24 protein-coding genes are annotated in these 22,689 nt (G+C 69.3%); 5 read left to right on the top strand and 19 right to left on the bottom strand.

Annotation, left to right across the window (positions count from 1 at the left end):
• Positions 1–49: 49 nt before the first annotated feature.
• From LG334_RS00500 to LG334_RS00550, 11 genes are all read right to left on the bottom strand, one after another.
• Complete coding sequence (locus LG334_RS00500; protein WP_404382253.1) at positions 50–2,119, bottom strand: hypothetical protein; 2,070 nt, start codon at positions 2,117–2,119, stop codon at positions 50–52.
• Positions 2,116–2,796, bottom strand: a complete 681-nt coding sequence (locus tag LG334_RS00505) for a type II secretion system protein (RefSeq protein WP_404382255.1) — start codon at positions 2,794–2,796, stop codon at positions 2,116–2,118. Before LG334_RS00505 ends, LG334_RS00500 begins: the two co-directional genes overlap by 4 nt.
• Before the next feature lie 100 nt (positions 2,797–2,896).
• On the bottom strand, positions 2,897–3,580 hold the full coding sequence (locus LG334_RS00510) for a type II secretion system protein (RefSeq protein ID WP_404382257.1): 684 nt from the start codon (positions 3,578–3,580) through the stop codon (positions 2,897–2,899).
• Positions 3,581–3,837: 257 nt separating this feature from the next.
• Complete coding sequence (locus LG334_RS00515) at positions 3,838–4,521, bottom strand: hypothetical protein (RefSeq protein ID WP_404382259.1); 684 nt, start codon at positions 4,519–4,521, stop codon at positions 3,838–3,840.
• A gap of 14 nt (positions 4,522–4,535) precedes the next feature.
• A complete protein-coding gene (locus tag LG334_RS00520; RefSeq protein ID WP_404382261.1) occupies positions 4,536–5,651 on the bottom strand; it encodes a PilT/PilU family type 4a pilus ATPase in 1,116 nt (371 codons plus the stop codon).
• A gap of 15 nt (positions 5,652–5,666) precedes the next feature.
• Entirely contained in the window at positions 5,667–6,926 is a 1,260-nt protein-coding gene (locus tag LG334_RS00525; protein WP_404382263.1) for a type IV pilus twitching motility protein PilT, read from the bottom strand.
• Between the two features lie 79 nt (positions 6,927–7,005).
• A complete protein-coding gene (locus LG334_RS00530) occupies positions 7,006–8,376 on the bottom strand; it encodes a transglycosylase SLT domain-containing protein (protein WP_404382265.1) in 1,371 nt (456 codons plus the stop codon).
• An 89-nt stretch (positions 8,377–8,465) separates the two neighbouring features.
• Positions 8,466–9,359, bottom strand: a complete 894-nt coding sequence (locus tag LG334_RS00535; protein WP_404382267.1) for an HAD-IA family hydrolase — start codon at positions 9,357–9,359, stop codon at positions 8,466–8,468.
• A 113-nt stretch (positions 9,360–9,472) separates the two neighbouring features.
• On the bottom strand, positions 9,473–9,775 hold the full coding sequence (locus tag LG334_RS00540; RefSeq protein WP_404382269.1) for a HigA family addiction module antitoxin: 303 nt from the start codon (positions 9,773–9,775) through the stop codon (positions 9,473–9,475).
• 60 nt (positions 9,776–9,835) lie between these two features.
• Positions 9,836–10,255 (bottom strand): secondary thiamine-phosphate synthase enzyme YjbQ, encoded by a 420-nt coding sequence (locus LG334_RS00545; protein ID WP_404382271.1) that lies wholly within the window; start codon positions 10,253–10,255, stop codon positions 9,836–9,838.
• Between the two features lie 26 nt (positions 10,256–10,281).
• On the bottom strand, positions 10,282–11,259 hold the full coding sequence (locus LG334_RS00550; RefSeq protein ID WP_404382273.1) for an NADPH:quinone oxidoreductase family protein: 978 nt from the start codon (positions 11,257–11,259) through the stop codon (positions 10,282–10,284).
• A gap of 95 nt (positions 11,260–11,354) precedes the next feature.
• Between LG334_RS00550 and LG334_RS00555 the strand changes: the two genes are divergently transcribed.
• Entirely contained in the window at positions 11,355–11,966 is a 612-nt protein-coding gene (locus LG334_RS00555; protein WP_404382275.1) for an RNA methyltransferase, read from the top strand.
• A gap of 177 nt (positions 11,967–12,143) precedes the next feature.
• Positions 12,144–12,686 carry an invasion associated locus B family protein gene (locus tag LG334_RS00560; RefSeq protein WP_404382277.1) on the top strand — a complete coding sequence of 181 codons (543 nt, stop codon included), beginning with the start codon at positions 12,144–12,146 and terminating at the stop codon, positions 12,684–12,686.
• Positions 12,687–12,709: 23 nt separating this feature from the next.
• On the opposite strand, the gene LG334_RS00565 is transcribed toward LG334_RS00560, so the two are convergent.
• Entirely contained in the window at positions 12,710–14,137 is a 1,428-nt protein-coding gene (locus tag LG334_RS00565; RefSeq protein ID WP_404382279.1) for an MFS transporter, read from the bottom strand.
• A 192-nt stretch (positions 14,138–14,329) separates the two neighbouring features.
• On the opposite strand from LG334_RS00565, the gene LG334_RS00570 reads away from it, so the two are divergent.
• Positions 14,330–14,920 carry a hypothetical protein gene (locus tag LG334_RS00570; protein ID WP_404382281.1) on the top strand — a complete coding sequence of 197 codons (591 nt, stop codon included), beginning with the start codon at positions 14,330–14,332 and terminating at the stop codon, positions 14,918–14,920.
• Here the strand turns inward: LG334_RS00570 and LG334_RS00575 are convergent.
• Positions 14,917–15,162: a hypothetical protein gene (locus tag LG334_RS00575; RefSeq protein ID WP_404382283.1), complete on the bottom strand. Its 246-nt coding sequence runs from the start codon at positions 15,160–15,162 to the stop codon at positions 14,917–14,919. The two genes, LG334_RS00570 and LG334_RS00575, sit on opposite strands and share 4 nt — an antisense overlap.
• Positions 15,159–15,398, bottom strand: a complete 240-nt coding sequence (locus LG334_RS00580) for a hypothetical protein (protein ID WP_404382285.1) — start codon at positions 15,396–15,398, stop codon at positions 15,159–15,161. Before LG334_RS00580 ends, LG334_RS00575 begins: the two co-directional genes overlap by 4 nt.
• A 134-nt stretch (positions 15,399–15,532) precedes the next feature.
• On the opposite strand from LG334_RS00580, the gene LG334_RS00585 reads away from it, so the two are divergent.
• Positions 15,533–17,974, top strand: coding sequence for a transketolase (locus tag LG334_RS00585; RefSeq protein ID WP_404382287.1), 2,442 nt, complete (start codon positions 15,533–15,535; stop codon positions 17,972–17,974).
• 287 nt (positions 17,975–18,261) lie between these two features.
• Here the strand turns inward: LG334_RS00585 and LG334_RS00590 are convergent, their stop codons facing one another.
• The 4 genes from LG334_RS00590 to trpS form a co-directional block, all read right to left on the bottom strand.
• A complete protein-coding gene (locus LG334_RS00590; protein ID WP_404382289.1) occupies positions 18,262–18,819 on the bottom strand; it encodes a NifU family protein in 558 nt (185 codons plus the stop codon).
• Between the two features lie 146 nt (positions 18,820–18,965).
• Positions 18,966–19,499 carry a universal stress protein gene (locus LG334_RS00595; protein ID WP_404382291.1) on the bottom strand — a complete coding sequence of 178 codons (534 nt, stop codon included), beginning with the start codon at positions 19,497–19,499 and terminating at the stop codon, positions 18,966–18,968.
• A 23-nt stretch (positions 19,500–19,522) separates the two neighbouring features.
• Positions 19,523–20,359 (bottom strand): TIGR02186 family protein, encoded by an 837-nt coding sequence (locus tag LG334_RS00600; RefSeq protein ID WP_404382293.1) that lies wholly within the window; start codon positions 20,357–20,359, stop codon positions 19,523–19,525.
• A gap of 46 nt (positions 20,360–20,405) precedes the next feature.
• On the bottom strand, positions 20,406–21,404 hold the full coding sequence (gene trpS / locus LG334_RS00605) for a tryptophan--tRNA ligase (protein WP_404382295.1): 999 nt from the start codon (positions 21,402–21,404) through the stop codon (positions 20,406–20,408).
• A 137-nt stretch (positions 21,405–21,541) separates the two neighbouring features.
• Here trpS and LG334_RS00610 point away from each other — a divergent pair, with 137 nt between their 5' ends.
• On the top strand, positions 21,542–21,724 hold the full coding sequence (locus tag LG334_RS00610) for a BrnA antitoxin family protein (protein WP_404382297.1): 183 nt from the start codon (positions 21,542–21,544) through the stop codon (positions 21,722–21,724).
• A 20-nt stretch (positions 21,725–21,744) separates the two neighbouring features.
• Here LG334_RS00610 and LG334_RS00615 read toward each other — a convergent pair whose 3' ends face one another.
• Positions 21,745–22,401, bottom strand: a complete 657-nt coding sequence (locus LG334_RS00615) for a hypothetical protein (protein ID WP_404382299.1) — start codon at positions 22,399–22,401, stop codon at positions 21,745–21,747.
• Between the last annotated feature and the right edge of the window lie 288 nt (positions 22,402–22,689).

Raw genomic sequence — 22,689 nt, forward strand, 5'->3', positions numbered from 1 at the left:
AGCCCCGGCCGGAGACGCCCCGGTTGTGGGTGCTCGCGGCGGGTCGCCGTCAGGGGGAAATCTTGACCCGCAGGTCGGTGATGGAGATGCCGGAGCCCTTGGCGCCGCCGCCACTCTTGGGTGAGGCGGCGGTGAGGCCCACCTTGACCGTGTCGAACATCACCATGTCGCGGCGGAAGCTGGACTGGTTCAGGGCGCTGTTCTGGAACTGCATGCTCGGGTCCTTGCCGCAATAGTTGATGAAGTTGGCCGGCCGGCTGCCGGTCTTGTATTCATCAATGTCGACGAGGTTGATGGACAGTTCCGTCAGGAACTTTTCCGTCACCATGTCCTCTTTCTTCTGGACCCAGGCCCGGACCCACATATGGTCGCGGCCGTCCTTGTATTCGGTGTTGGTGGTGTAGCTGTCGGGTTCGGGGATGCCGCAGGTGGTGCAGGTGTCGTCGCACAGGCGCGCGATTTCGAACCGGGTCACATAGGGCGCCGCGCCGCCGCTGCCGGTGAACCAGGGCGCGGGGTATTCCTGCTTGGTGTTGCCCTTGCCGACGAATTCCAGCCACGACGCCAGGCTGTCGTCGTAGGTGCAGGCCCGCGCCGAGGTGCCCGAGCGCGGCACGGTCGCATCATAGGTCGCGGCGTTGAGGTTCAGCGTCGTCGGACAGGACGGATTGTTGCCGTTGCCGTTGCCGATGTAGTCCGTGTCCCAGGTGGTCAGCAGGGCGACGTGGTTGCGCTCCAGGTTGTCCTCGTCGCCGTACTCGTTGTTGAAGGTGTCGAACTCGATGGCCATCTTCGGCATCCACAGATCGGTGCCGGTGCCGAACAGCGGCGGCTTCTGCCCGCCGAAGAAGAAATCCCAGTCGAAATCCGGGTCGTACTTGCCCGACAGCCCGAAGGTGCCGTGCTTGTAGCCCAGGCCCATGTTCTTGTTGTCGTTGCCCTCACCGCAGATGGCGTTGCCTTCGGCATCGGTGACCTTGCGCGGCCCGGCCGTGATGGCGAGCGTGAAGCCGCCGCCGTGCTCCTGGTCTTCGGTTTCTTCCGCCTCGCCGGGGGCGAACTGGAACTCGAAGGCGCCGCGCATGGTCTCGCCGCGCTCCCACCGCAGGGCCTTGGGATACCAGGCGCAGGCGGCGCGGCTGTTCTGGCCCTTGCCGACGCGGTCGTCGTTGTTGTTGTTCCCGAAACCGACCCAGTTCTTGTTGTCGCCCTGGCGCTCGCCCAGCGCCGCCGGCTGCGACTTGTCGTTGCCCGAGGACTGATCCTTGGTGGTGACGAATTCGTCGTGCTGGGAATCCTTGTTCAGGTCCAGGTCGTAGTCGTCGGTGCCATCGGACGGCTCGCCGCCGCCGCCCCCGTCGTCCGGGGGGTTAGCGCCAAGGTTAGCGACCGTCTCCCACTTCAGAATCTGTTCGAAGGCGGCGGCCGGATCATCGTCGGTCGGGTCGCCACCCATTAAGTACGGCGCCGTCCGTCCAAGAGCGTAATATTCGGCATCGGTCGCCGGATTGGTGGTGATATTCGCCACTTCCGCGTCATTCGCCGGGTCGTCCGCCCGCTGGCCGGCGGGGCCGAGGGCTCCATTGCCGTACACTGTGCCGCCATCGTCTGATGCGTCGCGCGGGCGCCCGTGGCTGAAAATCACGAAAGCTACATCGTTGCCACCGTCGGGGGCCAAGGAGCAGGAGCCGCCATAGTTGGTGCAGACCTCCATTGGATCATCGACCGTGAACCGGTCTGCCACCGGGTCCGCCGGAAGCGGTTCCTGCGCCAAGTCCGGGTGCGGGCGGTAGCTGATCTTTTGGCCCCACGGGTCAAGCGCGTCCGGCAAACCGAGTTCAGACCAGGGCACCACCGCATCTTCGGCCGCAGTCATCGTGCTGCAATCGGGCGAGCCGCTGGTGCCCGTTCCGTCCGCAGGACACGGAAGACCACCGGTTGTCTCGTAATAGGAAACCAGGAGGTCCGCGATCCGTTCAAGCTCCGGCGTCGCGGCGGTTTCCTGGCGCGTCTGGGCCTCCTCATTGGAGAAGATGGTGGTGGCAGCGACCGTCAGGCCGATGCCAGCCATGATGACGGCGATAATTGGCAGCGCGGCGCCTTTCTCGGGGTCGTTCATGGCAGATCGACCTTCTGCGCCATTTCCGCCACAGTGGGGCGGCGGACCAGTTCGCTGATGGCCGAGGCGTGGAGGTTGATCTTGTCGCCGGCGCCGTTGAGCGTGTCGGCCAACGTGTCGTCGGCGCCGGTCGTCGGATCGTCGTACCAACTGTTCGCCATCAGGACGAAGGCGGCGCCAGTTGGCATGGTGGCGGCGTTCGGTCTCATTATGGGCGTGCCGGACTCCTGCACCTCGAATCCAAGACCCGCAACGTCTGCATGCGCGGTTATTCTGGTTCGCCAATTAGTGCCGCTGTCGGCCAGATCATCCATTACGGCATAGCCGATCAGGTTCCCGCGAACGTCGGTGGCGGTTTCCGGCGTGATGCCCAGTTCGATCCAAGGGACTGTGCCCACGCTCGCATCACAACTCGATGCGGTTGCGCGGTCTTCATTGCCGTCCCTGTCGCCGTCCACGAGGTCGGTGTCGGGGCAGGGCAGGTGCCCGGTCACCGACAGGTAGCGCACCAGCGCCTGCTCGATGGCCGAGAGCTTGTCGCTGGCGGCCTTGTATTGCTGGCGTTCGGTGTAGCCGCCCATGAATTCGGCGCTGAGGGCGAGCAGAAGGCCGACGATCGTGATGACGATCGCCATTTCGAAAAGGCTGAAACCGCGCTGCGCCCCGGCCGCAGTCATGCCCGTCGCTCCCTCTGCCCTGTCTTTCCGGTGACGGCCGTCCCGCCACGGGAAAGACAGGGCGCCTGCCGGCGCCCTGTCCTGAAACCGCTGCGTCGGATCAACGCAGTTCCATGCACACCACATGGTCGATTTCGCTGGGGTAGGCCGCGCCCGCGGGGGCAGCCGGACCTGCACCGGCGTCGATGCTGGCGCGGATGCGACCGCCGTTGGCCGTGCCATCGTCCAGTTTGGCATCCAGCGTCGCCGCCGCCTTGCCGGGAATGGCATCCATGCACAGGAGGCCCGTCACCGTCACCTGGAGGCCAATTGCGTTGCCGGCCGCCTGGATAATCTGCACGTCGCCGCCGAAGGTGTTCACGGGAACCGCATCGTCGTCCGGCATCGGGTTCGCGGCGGAGATGCCCGGCGAGAAGGGAATGAACCCGGCGGCGCGAAGGTGCGTCCAAGAGTTTCGGCTCTCGGTGCCTGCGCCACCGCCCCAGCCCCCGTTAATCACGCCGTTGCCGTTGCCGGTCTCCGTCGTGCCGAAGCGGTCGACGTTATCGTCACCCGGCGCTGCGCGGAAGCGTTCGCGGTAGGACTGGAAGGCCGAAACGTAGCTGTCGAACTCGGTCGCCAGCTTCGTCGACTTGGTGCTGTCGATCAGGTCCTGGCCCTTGATGACGCCGCCGATCAGCAGGCCGATGATGACCAGCACGATCGACAGCTCGATCAGGGTGAAACCCTTCTGCGACTGGCGGTCACGCTTCAGCGCCAGGCGCTCGCGGAAAGTCTTGAGCACGGAACCTCTCCTTCTGTTCCCACACCGCCGGCGACGGGCCACCGCCCCGGCGTCCCCCTCACCAGAGGGACGGTTTGGCAAATGCCGCTTGCCTTCGCGCGCGCCTGCCCATGGGCGACGGCCCCGATCACGCAAATGGCACGCGATAGATAGGGGTAAGATAACTCAAATTGAAGACATTTTGAGCCGTGGCATACCTCATATGACCTTTGGGCTAGGCGCCCGAGGGATTGAGCTAGGCGCCCGAGGGGTTTGAGCTAGGCGCCCGAGGGGGCGACGCCGACGCACAGCACGGTCGCCCGGTCTTCCCCCAAAGGTAGGGCGGCACGCCTTAATGTTCCGTTTGCGTCGGGGGCGCCGGCGCGCACGCGGCCCGTTTCCGCCGCGCCGTCGTCCAGCCGGGCGTCCAGGCGGCGGGCGGCCTCGGCCGGCACGCTGGTCAGGCAGAGCGCGGCGCCGTCAAGCCCGAAGGCGCCGGAGGTCAGCGCCATCAGCCCGCCGTAGCGGTTGACCGGCGTCCGCGCGAAGCCCACCCGGCCCCAGGCACCGTCCCAGCCGCTGCCGCCGGCCTCCAGGTGGCGCCAGGCCATGTGGCCTTCGGTGCGCACGTCCACCAGGGCCAGCACCGGGCCGTCGATGCGGCCGTTGCCGGTGGTGTCGCGCGAGGCGCCGCCCGCCGCCGGGGTCAGCGGCGGCGGCAGGCCCCAGCGGGCGGCGGCGCGGGGGTCGTCGCCGGGCAGGGCGTTCCAGCGGTGGTGGTAGCGCAGCACCATGCTCCGCACCGACTCGATGTCCTGGCGGGTCATGAAGGCCTGGGCGGCGCGGTAGAGGTCCTGGCCGCTCCACGCGACGGCCACCATCAGCAGCCCGACGATGAGGACCAGCACGGCCGTGTGCGTGTTCGTCCGCCCGGCCTGGCGGCGGCGCCGGCGTGCGTCCATGACCCCGCCGGCCGCTAGAGCGACAGGCGCGAGGTGTCCACGCCCGTCAGCCCGGCCTCGCCGCCCATCTTCTGCTCGCGCAGGGCGATCTTGAGGTCGGCGGGGGTGTCGGCCTCGGCGATGGCGGTGTCCTCGTCGATGACGCCGGCGCCCACCAGGTCCAGCAGCGACTGGTCGAAGGTCAGCATCCCCAGCGCCCGGTTCTCGGCCATGACCTTCTTCAGGTCCTTGACCTCGCCCTTGCGGATGAGGTCGGTCACCAGCCCCTCGTTCAGCAGGATTTCCAGCGCCGCGCGCCGCCCGCCCTGCGTCGTGCGCACCAGCCGTTGCGACAGCAGCGCCTTGAGGTTCATGGACAGGTTCAGCAGCACCTGGCGGTGCATTTCCTGCGGGAAGAAGCTCAACACCCGGTCCAGCGCCTGGTTGGCGTTGTTGGCGTGCAGGGTCGCCAGACACAGGTGGCCCGTTTCCGCGATGTTGATGGCGTATTCCATGGTGGTGGCGTCGCGGATCTCGCCCAGCAGGATCAGGTCGGGCTTCTGGCGCAGCGCGTTCTTGAGCGCCGATTCGAAGCTGGCCGTGTCCACCCCCACCTCGCGCTGGGTGACGATGCAGCGGGCGTGCTCGTGCACGTATTCCACCGGGTCCTCGATGGTGATGATGTGCCCCGGCGCGCTGTGGTTGCGGTGGCCGATCATGGCCGCCAGCGTGGTCGACTTGCCCGAGCCCGTGCCGCCCACCATGATGACCAGCCCGCGCTTGGCCTCCGCCAGCCCGTACAGCTGGTCGGGCAGGTGCAGGTCGGCGAGCGTGGGGATTTCCGTGGTGATCTTGCGGATGACGAAGCCCGGCAGGCCGCGCTGCATGAAGATGTTGACGCGGAAGCGGCCCACGCCCTCCATCATGTAGCTCATGTTGAACTCGCGCTCGCGCTCGAACACGGCGCGCTGCTCGTCGGTCAGGAATTCGTCGACGATGGCCTGGACGTGCCCGGCCTGGAGCGGATCGTCGATCAGCGGCGTGAAGTCGTCGCCGCGCAGGATGGGCGGGGCGCCGACGGTGATGTAGAGGTCCGATCCCTTGGGGCCGGACAGGTCCGTCAGCCAGGCGTGCAGGTAGTCGAGCATCATCGCTTGGTCCCTCCCTTACCCGAAGAAGGACCGGATGCCGCGCTTGCCGCGCCCGCCGCCGGACGAGGCCTCGGCGGCCGCCGGCTCGGGCGCGCGCGGCGGCGGGGGCTCGGAGGCGGGCGGGGCGGGCTGCTGCTGCGCCGCCGCCGGGCGCCGGGCGGGCTCCGGCCGGGCGGAGGAACCGCCGCCGCCCTTGCCGGCGGCGGCCTGAGCGGCGCGCTGGGCCTGGTATTCCTCGTCGCCCTTGGCGAAGGCCTTCATCTCGGATTCGTCCACCACGCCCTGATCGACCAGCGCCTGCACGCTGTCCTTCAGCGTCTGCATGCCGTAGCGCTGGCCCACCTGCATCATGGAGAAGATCTGCGGCACCTTGTTCTCGCGGATCAGGTTCCGCACGGCGTCGGTGCCGACCAGGATGTCGTGCGCCGCGACGCGCCCGCCGCCAATCTTCTTCATCAGTTTCTGGCTGATGACGGCCTGAAGCGAACCCGCCAGCATGGCGCGCACCATTTCCTTATCGTCGCCGGGGAAGACGTCGATGATGCGGTCGATGGTCTTGGCGGCGCTGCTGGTGTGCAGGGTGCCCATGACCAGGTGGCCGGTCTCGGCCGCCGTCAGGGCCAGGCTGATGGTCTCGTGGTCGCGCATCTCGCCCACCAGGATCACGTCGGGGTCCTCGCGCAGGGCGGATTTCAGCGCGCGGGCGAAGGATTTGGTGTGCTTGCCCACCTCGCGGTGGTTGATGAGCGACAGCTTGTTGTCGTGGACGAACTCCACCGGGTCTTCGATGGTGAGGATGTGCTTGTTCTGGGTCTCGTTGATGTGGTCGATCATCGCCGCCAGCGTGGTCGACTTGCCCGAGCCCGTGGGGCCGGTGACCAGAACCAGGCCCTTCTCCTTGTCGGCGAAATTCTTGAAGATGTCCGGCGCGTTGAGATCCGCGAGGCTGGGGATCTTGGTCGGGATGGTGCGGAACACCGCCGCCGGCCCGGTGATGGTGGTGAACGCATTGACGCGGAAGCGCGAGTCGCGGCCGAAGCTGATGGCGAAGTCGCATTCCTGCTCGCGCTCGTACTCGGCGCGCAGCTCATCGGACATGATGTTGGTCAGCATGCGCTTGACCGTGTCGGGCTCCAGCGGCCCCGTCTTGACCGGCCGCAGCTCGCCCGACAGGCGCAGCATGGGCTCGCGCTGGCTGGTCAGGTGCAGGTCCGACCCGCCCTGCTGGTGGGTGAAGGCGAGGAGGTCGGTGATGTCCAGCTCTTGCTCGCTCATCGATGGTCCATCCGGTTGGCGTCAGTGCGGTTGCGGTTGCGGGGCGGGGCGGGGCGGGGGCGGGGCGGGTGACGACGGCTCACAGCCGTCCGCGCAGCCAGCCCAGGCGGTCGCGCGCCTGGTCCAGCGGCAGCGACGCGGCGGCGGCGGGGTTCTTGCGGGCGGCGCGCAGGGCGGCCTCGTAGAAGCCGGCGGCCTCGCGCATGTGGCCGGCGCGGTCCAGCGTCACGGCGGCGTTGTACTGGGCGCCGGCGTCGTCGGGCGCCAGCGTGGCGGCGCGGCCCAGAAGCCCGGCGGCGGACGCGGCGTCGCCGGCGGCCAGTTCCAGCCGCGCCAGGGCATCCAGCAGCACCACCGCGCGCGGCGCCACGGCCAGCGCCCGCGACAGAACGCCGCGGGCCTCGGCGGCGGGCAGGCCGGCACGCGCCAGCATCCCCAGGCGGTCGGCCGCCTGCCGGCTTTCCGGCTCGCGCCGCAGGTAGTCGGTCCAGGCGGCGGCGGCCTCGCGCGGGCGGTCCAGGTTTTCCAGCGCCAGCGCCGTGCCGGCCAGCGCCGTGCGGTCGTCGGGGTTGCGCTCCAGGATGCCGCGGTAGAGTGCCAGCGCCTGTGCATGGTCGCCCGCCTTCAGGCGGTCGGCGGCCTTGTGGTGCGGGCTGTCGCGGCGGTCGGCGGTGACCATGCGGCCGGGCAGGTCCGCCTGCGTTGCCGCCCCGCCCTGCCACAGGTCGAGCACCCGGCGCAGGTACGCCTCGCCCCGCGCCGCATCGCCCGAGTGGTAGCGGCGCACCGCCTCTCCCCACTCGCCGTGCCGGTCGTAGAGCTGGCGCAGGTACAGGGCGCCGTACGCCACGTTGTCGATGGGGGTCAGGGCCTCGGTCACCGTCTCGAAGGCGCGGGCGTGCCAGGCCATGGAGACCTGCATGCAGCCCATGTCCACCTGCCGGATGCCCTGGCGCAGGGCGTCCACGGCGGCGGCGCGGGCCTCGGCCATGCTGTCGAAGTAGAGCCCCGTGCCGTCGACGTTCAGGGTCCACGGCCAGGCGCGCAGGGCGCCGGCCTCGGAGTCCCAGCGGCCGGATTCGGCCAGGGCGATGGCGGTCAGCAGGCCTTCGGGAATGTCGAGCGCCTGTTCCTGGCGGCGGGCTTCCTCCAGGCAGGTGCGGCCCTGGGCGACGGCCTGCGCCGCATCGGGCGTGGAGGGCACGGCGGGCGGGCGCGGGTCCTGGTCCGTGGGCTGGGCGAGCGCCGGCGCGGCGGCGGCGCCCATCTCCGTCGGCGGCGGCGGTGTGGCGGCGCCGGTGGCCTCGGCCGCCGCGTCCGGCTGCTGGGCGGGCGCCGGCGCGGGCACGGCCGCCGCCGCGCCGAGGCCCAGCCAGAGCCCCGCCGCGACGCGCCAAGATGCCGTCCGGCACCACCGGAAGCTGATGAAATGAACCGGCAAGTCCCTCATTCCCCACGCGATCCGACCCCTTCTTGTACCGAAGGCGTAGGGCATCCGTCCATCGGTCGTTCGCCAAGGGCCGATGGTCGAGGGTGGGATTATGGCCGGAAGGAGGTTGCCAAAAGGTTGTCGGACAGCCGCCTGGCGCCGTCCGCGGCCCGCCGCCGCCGGTCCGCCGAGCCGTCCCGTCCCGGCGCCACGGCGGCCTCGTGCCACGCCGACAGAAGCGCCAGCCCGGCCCGCGCCGGGGTCTGCGCGGGCTCGGCCGGCCCCGCCATGCGGCGGAAGGGCGCGGCCTCGGCGCCCAGGTCCGACAGCACCGCCAGCGCGCCCTCGAACGGCCGGTCGCCGGAGTAGGCGTTGACCGTCGCCACCACCGGCACACCGGCCGCCACCGCACTGGCGACACCGATGGCGCTGTCCTCCAGCGCCAGGCAGTCGCGCGGGCGCAGGCGCAGGCGGGCGGCGGCGCGGCGGTAGATGTCGGGGTGGGGCTTGCGGTAGGTGGCGTCCTCGTGCCCCAGGAAGGCGTCGAACCAGGCCAGCGCGCCCTCGCCCAGGCAGCACTCGATCACCCGCCGGGCGATGGCCCGGCGCGAGGTGGTGGCGATGGCGATCTTCACGCCGTCCGCCCGCGCCTCGTCGATCAGGGCCCGGATGCCGGGCCGCAGGGGGATTTCCCCGGCCTCCAGGATTTCGCGGTACAGGCGGTCCTTGGCGCCGTGCAGGGTGTCGAGCAGGTGGGTCGCCTGGGGCCCTTGCAGCAGCTCCGGCCGGTTGTCGGCGAGCCAGGCGTGCAGCCGGTTGCGGCCGCCGGCGATCTCCAGCAGCCCCGACCAGGTGTGCGGGTCCCACGACCAGTCAAGCCCCGCGGCGGCGAAGGCGCGGTTGAAGGCGGCACGGTGCGCGTCCTCGGTCTCGGCGATGGTGCCGTCGAGATCGAAGATGATCGCCTTCAGGGTCCGGGTATGGGAAGTCTTCCGGTTCGACACGGTCCGCCGCGCGCTCTCTCAGCCTGCGACGCCCCGCCCACCGGCCGCCGCGTGATTCCGGTTCTACCGGAATGATACAGCCGTGGCGAGTCCCCGTTTCCTTGGCACCGGGATCAGGCCGCGCGCGGGGTGATGCGATCGAGCTGGTCGGCGATCTGGCGACGACGCTCCATGAGATCGTAGTCGTTCTGAAGACGGAGGAAGAGGCCGTCGGAGACACCGAAATAGCGCGAGAGTCGCAGGTCCTCATCCGCCCGCAGCGGCCGCGTTCCCTTCACGATCTTGTTCAGCCGCCGGCACGGGATTCCGATGGCGCGGGACAGCGCCAACTGGCTCATGCCGAGCGGCTTCAGGAACTCGTGAAGCAGGATGTCCCCGGCGTGCGGGTTGGGGAGCCGTTCGGGTTCGTCCGTCATCGCGTCGCCTCCTTGCCATGCCACAGTGTAGCGTGGCGCGGGCGCGCGCGGAAGCCGGCGCTACTCCCCCAGCACATGCACCACCACGCGCCGGCGATGCGGTTGTGCGCGGTGTTCGCAGACGTAGACGCCCTGCCAGGTGCCCAGCGCCAGGCGGCCGTCGCGGACGGGGATGGTCAGGGAGACATCGGTCAACGCGCTTCGGATGTGGGCCGGCATGTCGTCCGGCCCCTCCGTCGTGTGGCGGTAGAGCGAGGGGTCGCGCGGGGCCAGGCGCTCCAGCGCGTCGGTCATGTCGCGCATGACGTCGGGGTCGGCGTTCTCCTGGATCGTCAGGCTGGCGCTGGTGTGCTGGATGAACAGCGTCACCAGCCCCTGATCCATGCCGGCCTCGGCCAGCGCGCCATCGACCTGCCGCGTGATCTCCACGAAGCCGGTGCCGCGCGTGGCGATCTCCAGGACGGTCTGGTGCTGTCGCATGAGGGTCCCTCGCTCCGCCGTGGTGATTACCGCACCGTAACGATCGCCTTGCCGGTCACGCTGCGGTCCTTCAGCGCCAGGATGGCCTTGCCGGCCTCCTCCAGCGGGAAGCGGTGGCTGACGCGCGGCTTGAGCAGGCCGTCCTCGTACCAGCGCAGGCATTGGGCGAAGCTGCGGTGGATGCGCTCCGGCCCCAGCTTGCGGTAGGCGCCCCAGTAGAAGCCGATGACGTCCACGTTCTTCACCAGAAGAATGTTCGCCGGAATCTGCTGAACCGTTCCGCCTGCGAAACCGATCACGATCAGGCGGCCGTCGGGCGCGGTGGCGCGCAGGGACTGTTCGAACACGTCGCCGCCGACGGGGTCGTAGATCACGTCCGCGCCGCGTCCGCCGGTCAGCTCGCGCACCCGGTCCTTGATGCTTTCGGTCTTGTAGTCGATGCCGTGGTCGGCGCCGTGTTCCTTCGCCACGGCCAGTTTCTCCGGCCCGCCGGCGGTGGCGATGACGGTCGCCCCCAGCGCCTTGCCGCACTCCACCGCCGTCAGCCCGACGCCGCCCGCCGCGCCGTGGACCACCAGCACCTCGCCCTTCTTCAGCTTGGCGCGGTCGGCCAGCGCGAACTCGCTGGTGCCGTAGGCCACGGGGAAGGCGGCGGCGGTGGCGAAGTCCATGTCGTCGGGGATGCGGATGACGTCGGGCGCATGGGCCACGACCTCTTCGGCGAATCCGCCGCGGTCGACCACCGCCATCACCCGGTCGCCGACGGACACATGGGAGACGCCGGGCGCCACCTCGGTCACCTCGCCGGACACCTCAAGCCCCGGCGCGAAGGGGAACGGCGGTCTTTCCTGATACTTGCCCTGCACCATCAGGCCGTCGGCGAAGTTCACCCCGGCGCAGTGGACGGCGATACGCACGCCGTTCTCGATCATCGGCGGCGCGTCCATGTCGCCCACCGTCAGCGCCTCGGGCGCGGTCCACTCGTTGACCACGACAGCCCGCATGAAACCACCTCCTGCTTGATTGGTTTGTGCAATTCCTTAAGTTTGCCGCGTTATAACACCCCTGAACAGTGCGATCACAGAGAGAGAAGACCGTCATGCGCGGCTATTTCGGCATCGGCGTCGAGCGCATCAACAAGCCCTTCAACGTGGGCAACCTGTTCCGTTCCGCCCATGCCTTCGACGCCAGCTTCGTGTTCACCGTCGACGCCCAGTACGAGCGACGCAAGCTGCACCGCGTCGATACCTCCGACGCGCTGGGCGCGCTGCCGTACTACGAGTTCGACAGCGCCGACGACCTGATGCTGCCCCGCACCTGCCGCCTGGTGGGGGTGGAACTGACCGACGACGCCATCGCCCTGCCCAGCTTCCGCCACCCCATCCAGGCGGCGTACATCCTGGGGCCCGAGGCCGGCAGCCTGTCGCCCGAGATGCAGGAGCGATGCGACTTCATCGTCAAGATTCCGTCCAAATTCTGTTTGAACGTGGGGATCGCCGGGGTCCTGGTGATGTATGACCGGCTCTTGAGCCGCGGACGCTTCGCCGACCGGCCCGTGCGCCCGGGCGGCCCCACCGAGGACCTGCCGGAGCATGTGCACGGCGGTCCGGTGTTCCGCTCCATGGACCCGTTCCGCCAACAGCCGCCCCTGGCGGAGGTGGAGGAAGCCGCCACCGCCGGTGCCGGAAAGCCACCCCGCCGCCGGGCTTAGACAGCAAGAGGTCGGCACGGTATCAAGGCGTCAGGCGTTGCCCCTACCGGGACGTGCAAACGCACTGACGAAATCGGCCGCGCGTCGTAGGCTTGTGTCGCGCGGCCGACCATCCCACATCCGCGTCGGCCTTCCAGGTTCCCGACCGCCGGTTACGACAACGGAGAGACGATCATCATGCGACGCGCCATCCGCCCGGGACTGTTGACCATGGCCGCCCTGTGCGCGGCAACGCTGGCTGCCGCCGTGGCGCCGGCCCCCGCGCTGGCCCAGGACGCAGAACCCGAGATCCTGGGCTCCTACACCGACTGGACCGCCTACACCTACACCGAGGACGGCAACAAGGTGTGCTACATGGCCAGCCAGCCCAAGAAGGCGGAGGGCGACTACGACAAGCGCGGCGACATCTTCGTGCTGGTCACCCACCGTCCGGCCGACGGCACCTCGGACGTGGTCAGCGTGGTCGCCGGCTACGACTACAAGGACGAAAGCGACGTCACCGCCAGCATCGACGGCCGCGAGTACAGCCTGTTCACCCACGGCGGACGCGCCTGGGCCCGCGACACGGCCACCGACAAGGAAATGGTCCAGCGCATGCGCGCCGGCCGCGCCCTGACGGTGGAAGGCACCAGCGAGCGCGGCACCGAGACCACCGACACCTATTCGCTTAGCGGCTTCACCGCCGCCCACGAGGCCATCTCCAAGGCCTGCGGCGTCTGACGCCTGCCCACGAGACCGTTGCACTACCCCCGATTCGGCCAGTCGGGGTGGTGCAGGTCGATGACGAAGGCGTGGCGGTGCCGGACCGGCGCGTGCCGGTGGGGATGGCGGTGCGGCTCCGGGCCTTCCCAGCCCTCGTGGTCGTGCTCGTGGTGAGGGCCGTGGGTGTGCAGGTGCTCGTGGTCGACGGGGTCGTGGACGTGCTCCAGCACCGCGGCATCCCGCGCCGGCCACAGCCATGCCGCCGTGCTTAGTCCCAGCGCCACCAGGCCCGCCAGCGCCCATAGCGCGGCGCTCAGGCCATAGGCCGCCCCCACCAGCCCGGCCACCGGATAGGCCACCAGCCACGCCGCGTGCGACAGGGCGAACTGCGCGGCGAAGAATGCGGGGCGGTCGCCGGCGGTGCAGCTCTGCCGCACCAGCCGGCCGGCGGGCGTCTGGATCAGACCGGTGCCCAGTCCCAGCAGCGCCCAGTGGATCACCAGCCCCGGCCAGGCGGGCAGTCGCCACGCCGTCACCGCCAGAACCGCCAGCAGCAGGGCCGCGCCGCCCAGCATCAGCGCCCGGTCCCGCACTTTCGACAGCAGACGGGGCAGCATCAGCGCCGCCAGCATGGAGCCGCCGCCCGCCGCCGCCACCGTCCAGGCGGTGTGGGTCTCGCTCAGGCCCAGGCGCTCCTGCACGTAGACCACCGTGTTGACGATCACCATGGCCCCCGCCGCCGAGGATGCCAGCAACAGCGCCAGCAGCCCCCGCAGGCGCGGCGTCTTGAGGTAGCCGCGCAGGCCGAAGGTCAGGTTGGCGGCGACGCCGCGGGTGCGCTCCGCCGGCCGCGGCGGGGGCAGGACGACGCCGGCGACCAGCAGGCCCGAAACCAGGAACGTCGCCGCGTCGGCCAGGAACAGGCCGTTGTAGGTCATCACCGTCAGGGCCAGCGCGGCGAGCGTCGGGCTCGCCAGGCTTTCCAGGTCGTAGGCCAGGCGCGACAGCGACAGGGCGCGGGTGTACCGGGCCTCGTCGGGCAGCACGTCGGGGATGGTCGCCTGGAAGGTCGGCGTGAAGCCTGCCGCCGCCACGTTGAGCGCCACGATCAGGGCATAGACCTGCCACAGATCGGTGACGAAGGGCAGGGCGGCGACGATGGCCGCCCGCACCACGTCCAGCGCGATCAGCGTCGCCTTGCGCGGCAGCCGGTGCGCCACGCCGCCGAAGACCGGCGCCACCAGCACATAGGCCACCATCTTCAGGGCCAGCACGGTGCCCAGCACGGCCCCGGCGTCGCCGCCGGCCATGTCGTGGGCCAGCAGCGCCAGTGCCACGGTCGTCAGCCCCGTCCCCACAAGCGACGCCACCTGGGCGGCGAACAGGCGCCGGTAGGCCGGCTCGGCAAGCGGCGACGGCGAACGATCGGGTGGTGCCGTGCCGGGAGTGTCATGGTGATCGTGCGGCATGGGCGGAAGCCTACCGGAACATCCCGCCGGGGAAGGGGAAAAACTTGCCGCCGCCCCGGCAATCCCGCCTCTTGACAGGCCACCGCCGCTCCCCGGCGTGCCGCGCCGCACAAGCAACGGCCGCTCGCCCGGCTCTGGCCTGTCCCTTGCTTTGGCGGCCCATGACGGCAACCGGGGTGCGGGACGCACATCATGGCACGGCGGACGGAAGACAGAAGCGCAAGGACGGAGGCTGCGGCCCCCGCGCCGTCGGCCGCGCCCGTTCGCCCGGCGCGGCCCGCCCGCCACCGCCTGCCCGAGGCCGAGCTTCACCGCCTGAAGCGCGATTTCGCCGCCATCGGCCTGCCGCTCGGGCCGGCGCGCATCACCGCCGAATCGCTGGACAACGTCTGCCTCGCGGTGTTCCGGCTGGAGGGGCGGCTGGTGTGCTCCCACTGGCGCGACGACCTGACGGAGATCGACCATCCCGCCCTGGCCGGCGCGGTGGACGTGGTCGCCCTGCACGCCGATGCCGACGCCCGCGGCCTGCCGCGCGGAGCGCCGGCCCGCGACGCCTTCCTGGTCTACGGCATCGCCACCGCCCTGAATGCGTCGGTGGAGGATCGCGGCCTCGGCGGCCCGGTGACGGTGGAGCGTTTCGATACCGGAGCGGCGCCGACGCGGAGGGACTACCTGGAGGGCGCCCTGTTCACCCCGGCCGACCACGCCTCCGGCCGCCGTCCGGCCGGTCTTCTGCCAGCCGGTCCGGACCTGCCGGGGGTGTTCGTGGTGGTGGAGGATTAGCAGGCGACGGCCCGCACGAATCCCTGGTCGGCATAGCCGAGGATCTTCCGGTCCCGCGTGATGACGGTCAGGTCGAGCATGCGCGCCGTGGCGACGATGATCCGGTCGGCGGGGTCCTTATGAAATTCGCCCGGCAGAAAGGACGATTCGATGGGGATACGTGGCGTGAGGGAAGCCAGGTGAGAACCAGTCACGGTAAGAACTGTTTCGAACCACGGCAGCACCAACTCACCAAGGCTCAATCGCCAAAAGGCTCCGTCAGATCGACGCCGGGCGGAATATGTACGGTGCCTGCCATGCAGCCGAAAATGCTTCGGCGCCCTTCCGCAAGCGGCGGCCGACGGCCATCCATTTCCGCCACCACGCGGCCGTCATCGGTTACGGTGACGTGCGACACCACGCCGCTCATCATCTGGTCGAGCAACTCGGCGGCGCGGCGTTTGTACTCCTCGACGCTGACGGTTTCCTGCTTGCCCATCGGGGCAGACCCCGATCTCGGTTCATCCCTCAACCATGCCCCAGCACCGGCCGTCCCGCAACGGCTCGGGTTGAAGGCGGCCGGCTCTCCAACGACATAAGAGGGCTATCCCAGGCCAAAAGGACCCCCTTTCCATGCCCGAAGACCGTTCCGCCGCCGCCACCGGCGCCGCCGCCCCGCCGCCGACCGTCGACGCTGACCGCCTCGCCATGCTGTCGGCCCTGGAGCGCAAGGTGCTGTGGCTGTCGCACTGGATGATCCACAACGCCAACCACCTGCGGCCCAAGCACGACGGCCTCAAGGTGGGCGGGCACCAGGCGTCCTGCGCCTCGATGGTCACGCTGATGACGGCGCTGTACTTCCACCTGCTGCGGCCCGAGGACCGCGTGGCGGTCAAGCCGCATGCCTCGCCGGTCTTCCATGCCATCCAGTACCTGCTGGGTCACCAGTCGGTGGACAAGATGAAGGATTTCCGCAGCCTGGGCGGCGCGCAATCCTACCCGTCGCGCACCAAGGACGCCGACGACGTGGACATCTCCACCGGCTCGGTCGGGCTGGGCGCGGCGCAGACGGTGTTCGCCTCCATCGTGCAGGACTACCTGGACGGCAAGGGCTGGAAGCAGGAGTGGCCCACGGGCCGCATGATCGCGCTGGTGGGCGACGCCGAACTGGACGAGGGCAACATCTACGAGGCCCTTCTGGAGGGCTGGAAGAACCACCTGCGGAACTGCTGGTGGATCATCGACTACAACCGGCAAAGCCTTGATGCCGTGGTGCGCGAGGGCCTCTATGCCCGCTTCGACGGCGTCTTCCGCGCCTTCGGGTGGGACGTGGTGACGGTCAAATACGGCCACCGCCTGCGGGACGCCTTCGCCCGGCCCGGCGGCGACCGCCTGCGGGAGTGGATCGACGCCTGTCCCAACCAGCTCTATTCCGCGCTCACCTTCCAGGGTGGTGCGGCCTGGCGCAAGCGCCTGCTGGACGAACTGGGCGACCAGGGGCCGCTGCAGGCCTTCATCGAATCGCACTCCGACCACGAGTTGCAGGCGCTGATGACCAACCTGGGCGGCCATGACCTGCCGGCCCTGCTGGAGGCCTTCGAAAACGCGCCGACCGACCGGCCGGTGGTCTTCATCTGCTACACGGTCAAGGGCTTCGGAACGCCGCTGGCCGGCCACAAGGACAACCACGGCGGCATCATGACGCCCGAGCAGATGGCGGCCTTCAAGCAGGCCCACCGCATCCGCGACGGCGAGGAATGGACCCCCTTCGAGGGACTGGAGACGCCGGCCGACGACATCAGGGCCTTCCTGGATGCCGTGCCCTTCAACGCCAAGGGCCGCCGACGCCTCTCCGCGCCGCGTGTTGCGGTTCCGGAACGACTGACGTGGCGGCCGGCGGACACCATGTCCACGCAGGCCGGCTTCGGCACGTTGATGGACGAACTGGGCCGGTCGAAGGACGACTACGCCACGCGCATCCTCACCACCTCGCCCGATGTGGCCTCCAACACCGGGCTGACGGGCTGGATCAACCGCACCGGCCTGTTCTCCCGCCTGCCGCAGGAGGACACCTTCAAGGCCGAGAAGGTGCCCAGCATGCAGAAGTGGCAGCTTTCGCCCGAGGGCCGACATGTCGAGCTGGGCATCGCCGAGATGAACCTGTTCCTGATGCTCTCGGCCGCCGGGCTGTCGCACGACCTGTTCGGCGAACGCCTGCTGCCCGTCGGCACGCTGTATGATCCCTTCGTCATGCGCGGGCTGGACGCCCTGAACTACGCCTGCTACCAGGACGCCCGCTTCATCCTGGCCGGCACGCCCTCGGGCATCACGCTGGCGCCCGAAGGCGGGGCGCACCAGTCCGTCGGCACGCCGCTCATCGGCATGGCGCAGGATGGCCTTGCGGCCTTCGAACCGGCCTGGGTGGACGAACTGGAAGCCATCCTGGCCTGGAGTCTGGACTACATCCAGCGCGACGGGTCGGACCCCGCGCCGGAACACGACTGGCTGCGCGACGAAAAGGGCGGCAGCGTCTATCTCCGCCTGTCCACCCGCGGCATCGAGCAGCCGAGCCGCACGCTGGACAAATCATTGCGCGACCAGATCGTCGCCGGCGGCTACTGGCTGCGCGAGCCGACGCCGGCGACGTCGGTCGTGCTGGCCTATCAGGGGGCGGTGGCGCCCAACGTGCTGGAGGCCGCCGGCCGCATGACCACCACGCCGGGCGGCGTCGGGGTTCTCTCGGTCACCTCCGCCGACCGCCTGGACGCCGGCTGGCGTGCCGCGCAGCGCACCCGCCGCCGCGAGGGAGAGGGCCGCGCCAAGCCGTCGCATGTGGAACGCCTGATGGCGAGCGTGCCCCGCGACGCCCTGCTGGTGACCATCATCGACGGCCATCCGGCGACGCTCTCGTGGCTCGGCGGGGTGCGCGGCCACCGTGTGCAGGCGCTGGGGGTGGAGCACTTCGGCCAGTCTGGCAGCATCGCGGACCTGCACCACACCTACGGGCTGGACGCCGACGCCATCGTCGCCGCCGTGGCGGAAGGCGGCCGCGGGGAAGGCTTCCGGCAGGTGTAGCCTCGAAAGCGGTCTCCCGTGAAAGAAAACCGCCGCCGGGAACCCCCGGCGGCGGTTTCATTGATGTTCGGTTCGGCAAGGCGCCCCACCCGGTCACGGTCCTGGCTGGCTCCCGAAGGCCCGGCACGCATGCGCGATCGAACGCATATGTGCAATCCTTTTGGGTAATCCTGACGGAGAAGTCAAGATTTTGTTGCCGTTCCGTGACGCGGCGGCGATGTGCCGCAAGACAGAGGGCCGCGCCCGGCCGGGCGCGGCCCTCTGTCGGTCGTCGATGGCCTGGAAGATCAGCCGTTGACGGCTTCCACCAGCCGCACTTCGGGCACGAAGTGGCGCAGCATGTTCTCGATGCCGTTCTTCAGCGTCATGGTGGAGCTGGGACAGCCCGAGCACGAGCCCTGCATGTGCAGATAGACCACGCCGTCCTTGAAGCCGCGGTAGACGATGTCGCCGCCGTCGCGGGCCACCACCGGGCGGACACGCTGGTCGATCAGTTCCTTGATCTGGGCGACGATCTCGTCATCTTCCTCGTCGGCGGCGGCGTCAGCCTGCATGGCGCCCTCGCGGATGACCGGCTGGCCGCTGGTGAAATGCTCCATGATGGCGCCCAGGACCATGGGCTTCATGACCTGCCAGTCGCGGCCTTCCTCCTTGGTGACGGTCACGAAGTCTGCCCCCAGGAACACGCCCGTCACGCCCTCGATGCCGAACAGGCGGGTGGCCAGCGGCGACGGATCGGCCTCCTCGGGCGACGTGAAATCGGCCGTGCCCGCCGGCATCACCTGACGGCCGGGCAGGAACTTCAGCGTCGCGGGGTTGGGAGTCGGCTCGGTCTGGATGAACATCGTGGGGCATCCCTCTGGTACGGCGACGGCGCGGCCGGCGCTCCGGCGGGCCGGAACGGCGCGCGCGTCGAATGTCTGACATCTGCGCTAGGGCAATAAATGGTCCGAAGCGCCGCGCCGGTCAAGACGCTGGTCACGCCCCGGCATCAGGCCAGCCGCAGGATCTCGTCCTCGGTCAGGTTGCCCGGAACGATGGTCACCGGCACGCGGATGCGGCCTGCCGCCTTGCCCGTCAGCGCGGACACCAGCGGCCCCGGCCCCTCGGCGCCCGTGCCTGTCGCCAGCACCAGGACGGAGATGTCGCCGTCGGTCTCCAGCAGGTCGCGCACCTCGTCCTCCGGCTGGCCCTCGCGCAGGTAGAGGACCGGCGGCCGGCCGGACATCTTGACGGTTTCGGCCGCAAACCGTTGCAGCGTCTGCTCGGCGGCCTCGCGGTTCTCGTCGGCCATGCGCTCGCCGATGGCGGCGAAGTGGGCGAACTCCGGCGGCTCGACCACCTTCAGCAGCGCCACCACGCCACCGGTCGCCCGCGCCCGGGCCGAGGCGTAGAGCAGGGCCGCGCCCATTTCCTCGGACTCGTCGACGACCACCAGGAAGGTGCGCGGCCGCCCCCCCTTGTTTCCGACCAGGGATGCGGCCCCGCCCGTGGGGGCGCCGTCGGTGGTGAAGGCGTCGGACATCGTGAAAACCCTTGATCAGAGGCTCAAGTCTTGCGGAAGACCAGCCCGGCCAGCCAGCCCGCCGCCACCGCCACAAGAATGGCAGCGAATCCATATAGGACGGACTGCGTATAGGCGAAATGGAAGATTTCAGCCCCGATGCCCACCTTGCTGATGACAAGCGGGGTGATCTCGGCCGAGATGACCTCGCCGTCGCGCACCAGGTAGACCTCCACCATGTAGGTTCCGGTGGGCACGTTGGACGGGAAGTACAGTTCCGACCGGAACAGGCGGTTGGCCAGCGTGCGCACGCCGCCGTCGCGCTGCTGATAGAGGCCCGTGTCCACCTTCAGCCGCACCAGCGCCTCGCGGAAGGCCTCGCGGGCGGCGGGTGCCATGCCCTCGGCGCCCGGTGCGCGGAAGTCCAGGTGCTGGAAGCCGATACGATGGCGCTCGCGCAACTCCGGCGGCAGGAATTCGAGCAGCGGACGGCTCGCGGCGATCTTGTAGAAGCTGGGCACGCCCTCGAAGGTGACCGATTCCACGTTGGCCCAGATGACGCCCGCCAGCTTGTCCTTGCGGCGGACGACAACCTCCTGCTCGGGTCCGCGCACCACCAGCACCACGTCGCCGGGGGCGTCGGTGGCGCCGAACAGCAGCACGTCGGTGCCGGCAAATCCGGTGGTGATGGCGACCAGATGCTTGGACAGGTCGGCCACCAGCGGCTGCTCCACCGCCTTGGCCGCCATGGCCCCCAGCCACAGCGACAGCGCCACGCAGGCCGCCGTGGCGGCGGCGCGCAGGGGGCTCAAGCGGCGTAAGGCGGCGAGGCGGCGGGGCATGGGCTCCGTCGGGCGGTGGCGGTCGGTCCCTTGAGTCATAGGGTTTCCGCGCCCGCCACGCCAGAGGGATTGTTGGGATTCAGCCTTACGGCTTGAGGAAGCCGACCTTCTCGTAAACCTCGTCGATGATGGGCTCCGAGATGGCGCGGGCGCGCTCCATGCCCCGGTGCAGCACGGCGTCGATCTGGGCGGGGTCGTCCAGCAGTTCGCGCATGCGGGCGTTGATGGGCGCCAGATGCTCCACCGCGACCTCGGTCAGGATGCCCTTGAACTCGCTGAAGGGCTTGCCGCCCACTTCGGCGATGGCCTGGTCGCGGTCGATGTCGCGCAGCGCCGCATAGATGCCCACCAGGTTGGCGGCCTCCGGCCGGCTCTCCAGGCCTTCCAGGCTTTCCGGCAGGGGCTCGGGGTCGGTCTTGGCCTTGCGGATCTTCTGGGCGATGGTGTCGGCGCTGTCGGTCATGTTGATGCGCGAGAAGTCGCTTTCCGCCGACTTGGACATCTTCTTGGTGCCGTCGCGCAAGGACATGACACGGGTGGCGGAGCCGAAGATCAGGGGTTCCGGCAGAGGGAAGACGTCCGCCTCGAAGTCGTTGTTGAACTTCTGGGCGATGTCGCGCGACAGTTCCAGGTGCTGCTTCTGGTCCTCGCCGACGGGCACGTGGGTGGCCTTGTAGGCCAGGATGTCGGCCGCCATGAGGTTGGGATAGGCGTAAAGGCCCACACTCGCGTTCTCGCGGTGCTTGCCGGCCTTTTCCTTGAACTGGGTCATGCGGTTCAGCCAGCCGATGCGGGCGACGCAATTGAACACCCAGGCCAGTTGCGCGTGCGCCGGCACGGCCGACTGGTTGAACAGCACGTGCTTTTCCGGATCGATGCCGGCGGCGATGAAGCTGGCCGTCACCTCGCGGGTGGCCTTCTTCAGCTCGTGCGGGTCCTGCCAGACGGTGATGGCATGCATGTCGACGACGCAGAAGATGCACTCGTACTCGTTCTGCAGCCGCACCCAGTTGCGGATGGCCCCCAGGTAGTTGCCGAGATGCAGATTGCCGGTGGGCTGAACGCCCGAAAAGATGCGCTTCATGATGCGGTGTGGTCCGTCTGGCTGTTGAAGACACCGGCGGGTGGAAGGCCGGCCCGCGATGGAGGTAGCCGAGGCGGGGGCGGGCGTCAATGGCGGTGGGGTGCATTGCGCAGTCCGAAGAGGATATCGCGCGCGCCGTGGCCGACGATCCGGACGCGCCTACGATCCGGTCCAGGGAGTGGCGGCAGGACGCGGATTATGTGGAGCGGCGCCCGAAGACGCCGGTCTCGCTGCGCCTGGACACCGACATCGTGGAGCATTTCAAGGCCCAGGGCCCCGGATACCAGACGCGGATCAATGCGGTTCTGCGCAAGTTCTAGGAGCATGACAGGAAGGCGGGCTAGCCAGGGGTGCAGACCGCCTCCGACGTCATGCCTTCCGCCGAAGAATGCAGGCGCGGACGGTAGCCTGCCGCGAGGACGCCCACTGTTCCGCGCGGTGTCAGTACCTCGACTGTCATCCCGCTAGGCCGCGGCTCCGGCGGATCGTAGGAACTGATGGCGTAAGGCAGCAGCATATCCCCGAGAACGAGCATCGGCTCCTGGCGCCCCTGCAGCGCAATGAAGGCCCCGTCCGGCAGGCTGTCCAGGTCGGCCACGTGCCGCACCTGCCGGTGTTCGTACCGCTCGACCCGCTGACCGTGCAGGCTGTCATCAAGGGCCTTCAGCCCCCTTACGGCGGGATCGACGCGCTCTGTCCACAGACTTCGGAATTGGAGCGCGTCCGCCCGCCGACAGCGGGCGCAAGGGCGGTGGCCTGCGCAGAGGGCAACGGCTTCATCGAGAAAAAACAGCTCGGTATACCGGCCGGGCGCCATCAACTGACGCTTGATCCCGTTGAAGGACAGGGCGCACGTCACCCAGCTCTTGGTGCGCCAACGCGCCCGGCCAAGCCGTTGATGGTCATCATGAAGAATGCCCCGGTTGCCCATAAACATTCCCCGCGCCGAATGACGGATGATCTCCCCCTCCGGGGTTACGCGGTTCTGAAGCGGCATTGGACCCTCCTGCTGCCCCCGTCCGTGTAGCGCACCTTCGCCGGAGAGTCAGCAGGCCGCCACCACCCGCAAAATACCTCCCTCCCGCCACCATCCCATCGCAATTGCGCCACATTCGCAGGCCATCGTAACGTCAGGTCCATTCCCCCGGACCTCTTCTCCCGGCCGGGCACGCCCCTCGACCCGGCCGGAGCCGTAGCGTGGCGGCCGGCGCCTCCCCTCCTCCCCCTCCGGCGCCGGCCGCTCGCGCAGCCTCAACTTTCGGCGGGACAAGCCGCCTCTCGTCGC

The organism is Caenispirillum salinarum, assembly GCF_044803115.1.
Lineage (GTDB): Bacteria > Pseudomonadota > Alphaproteobacteria > Rhodospirillales > Rhodospirillaceae > Caenispirillum > Caenispirillum salinarum_A.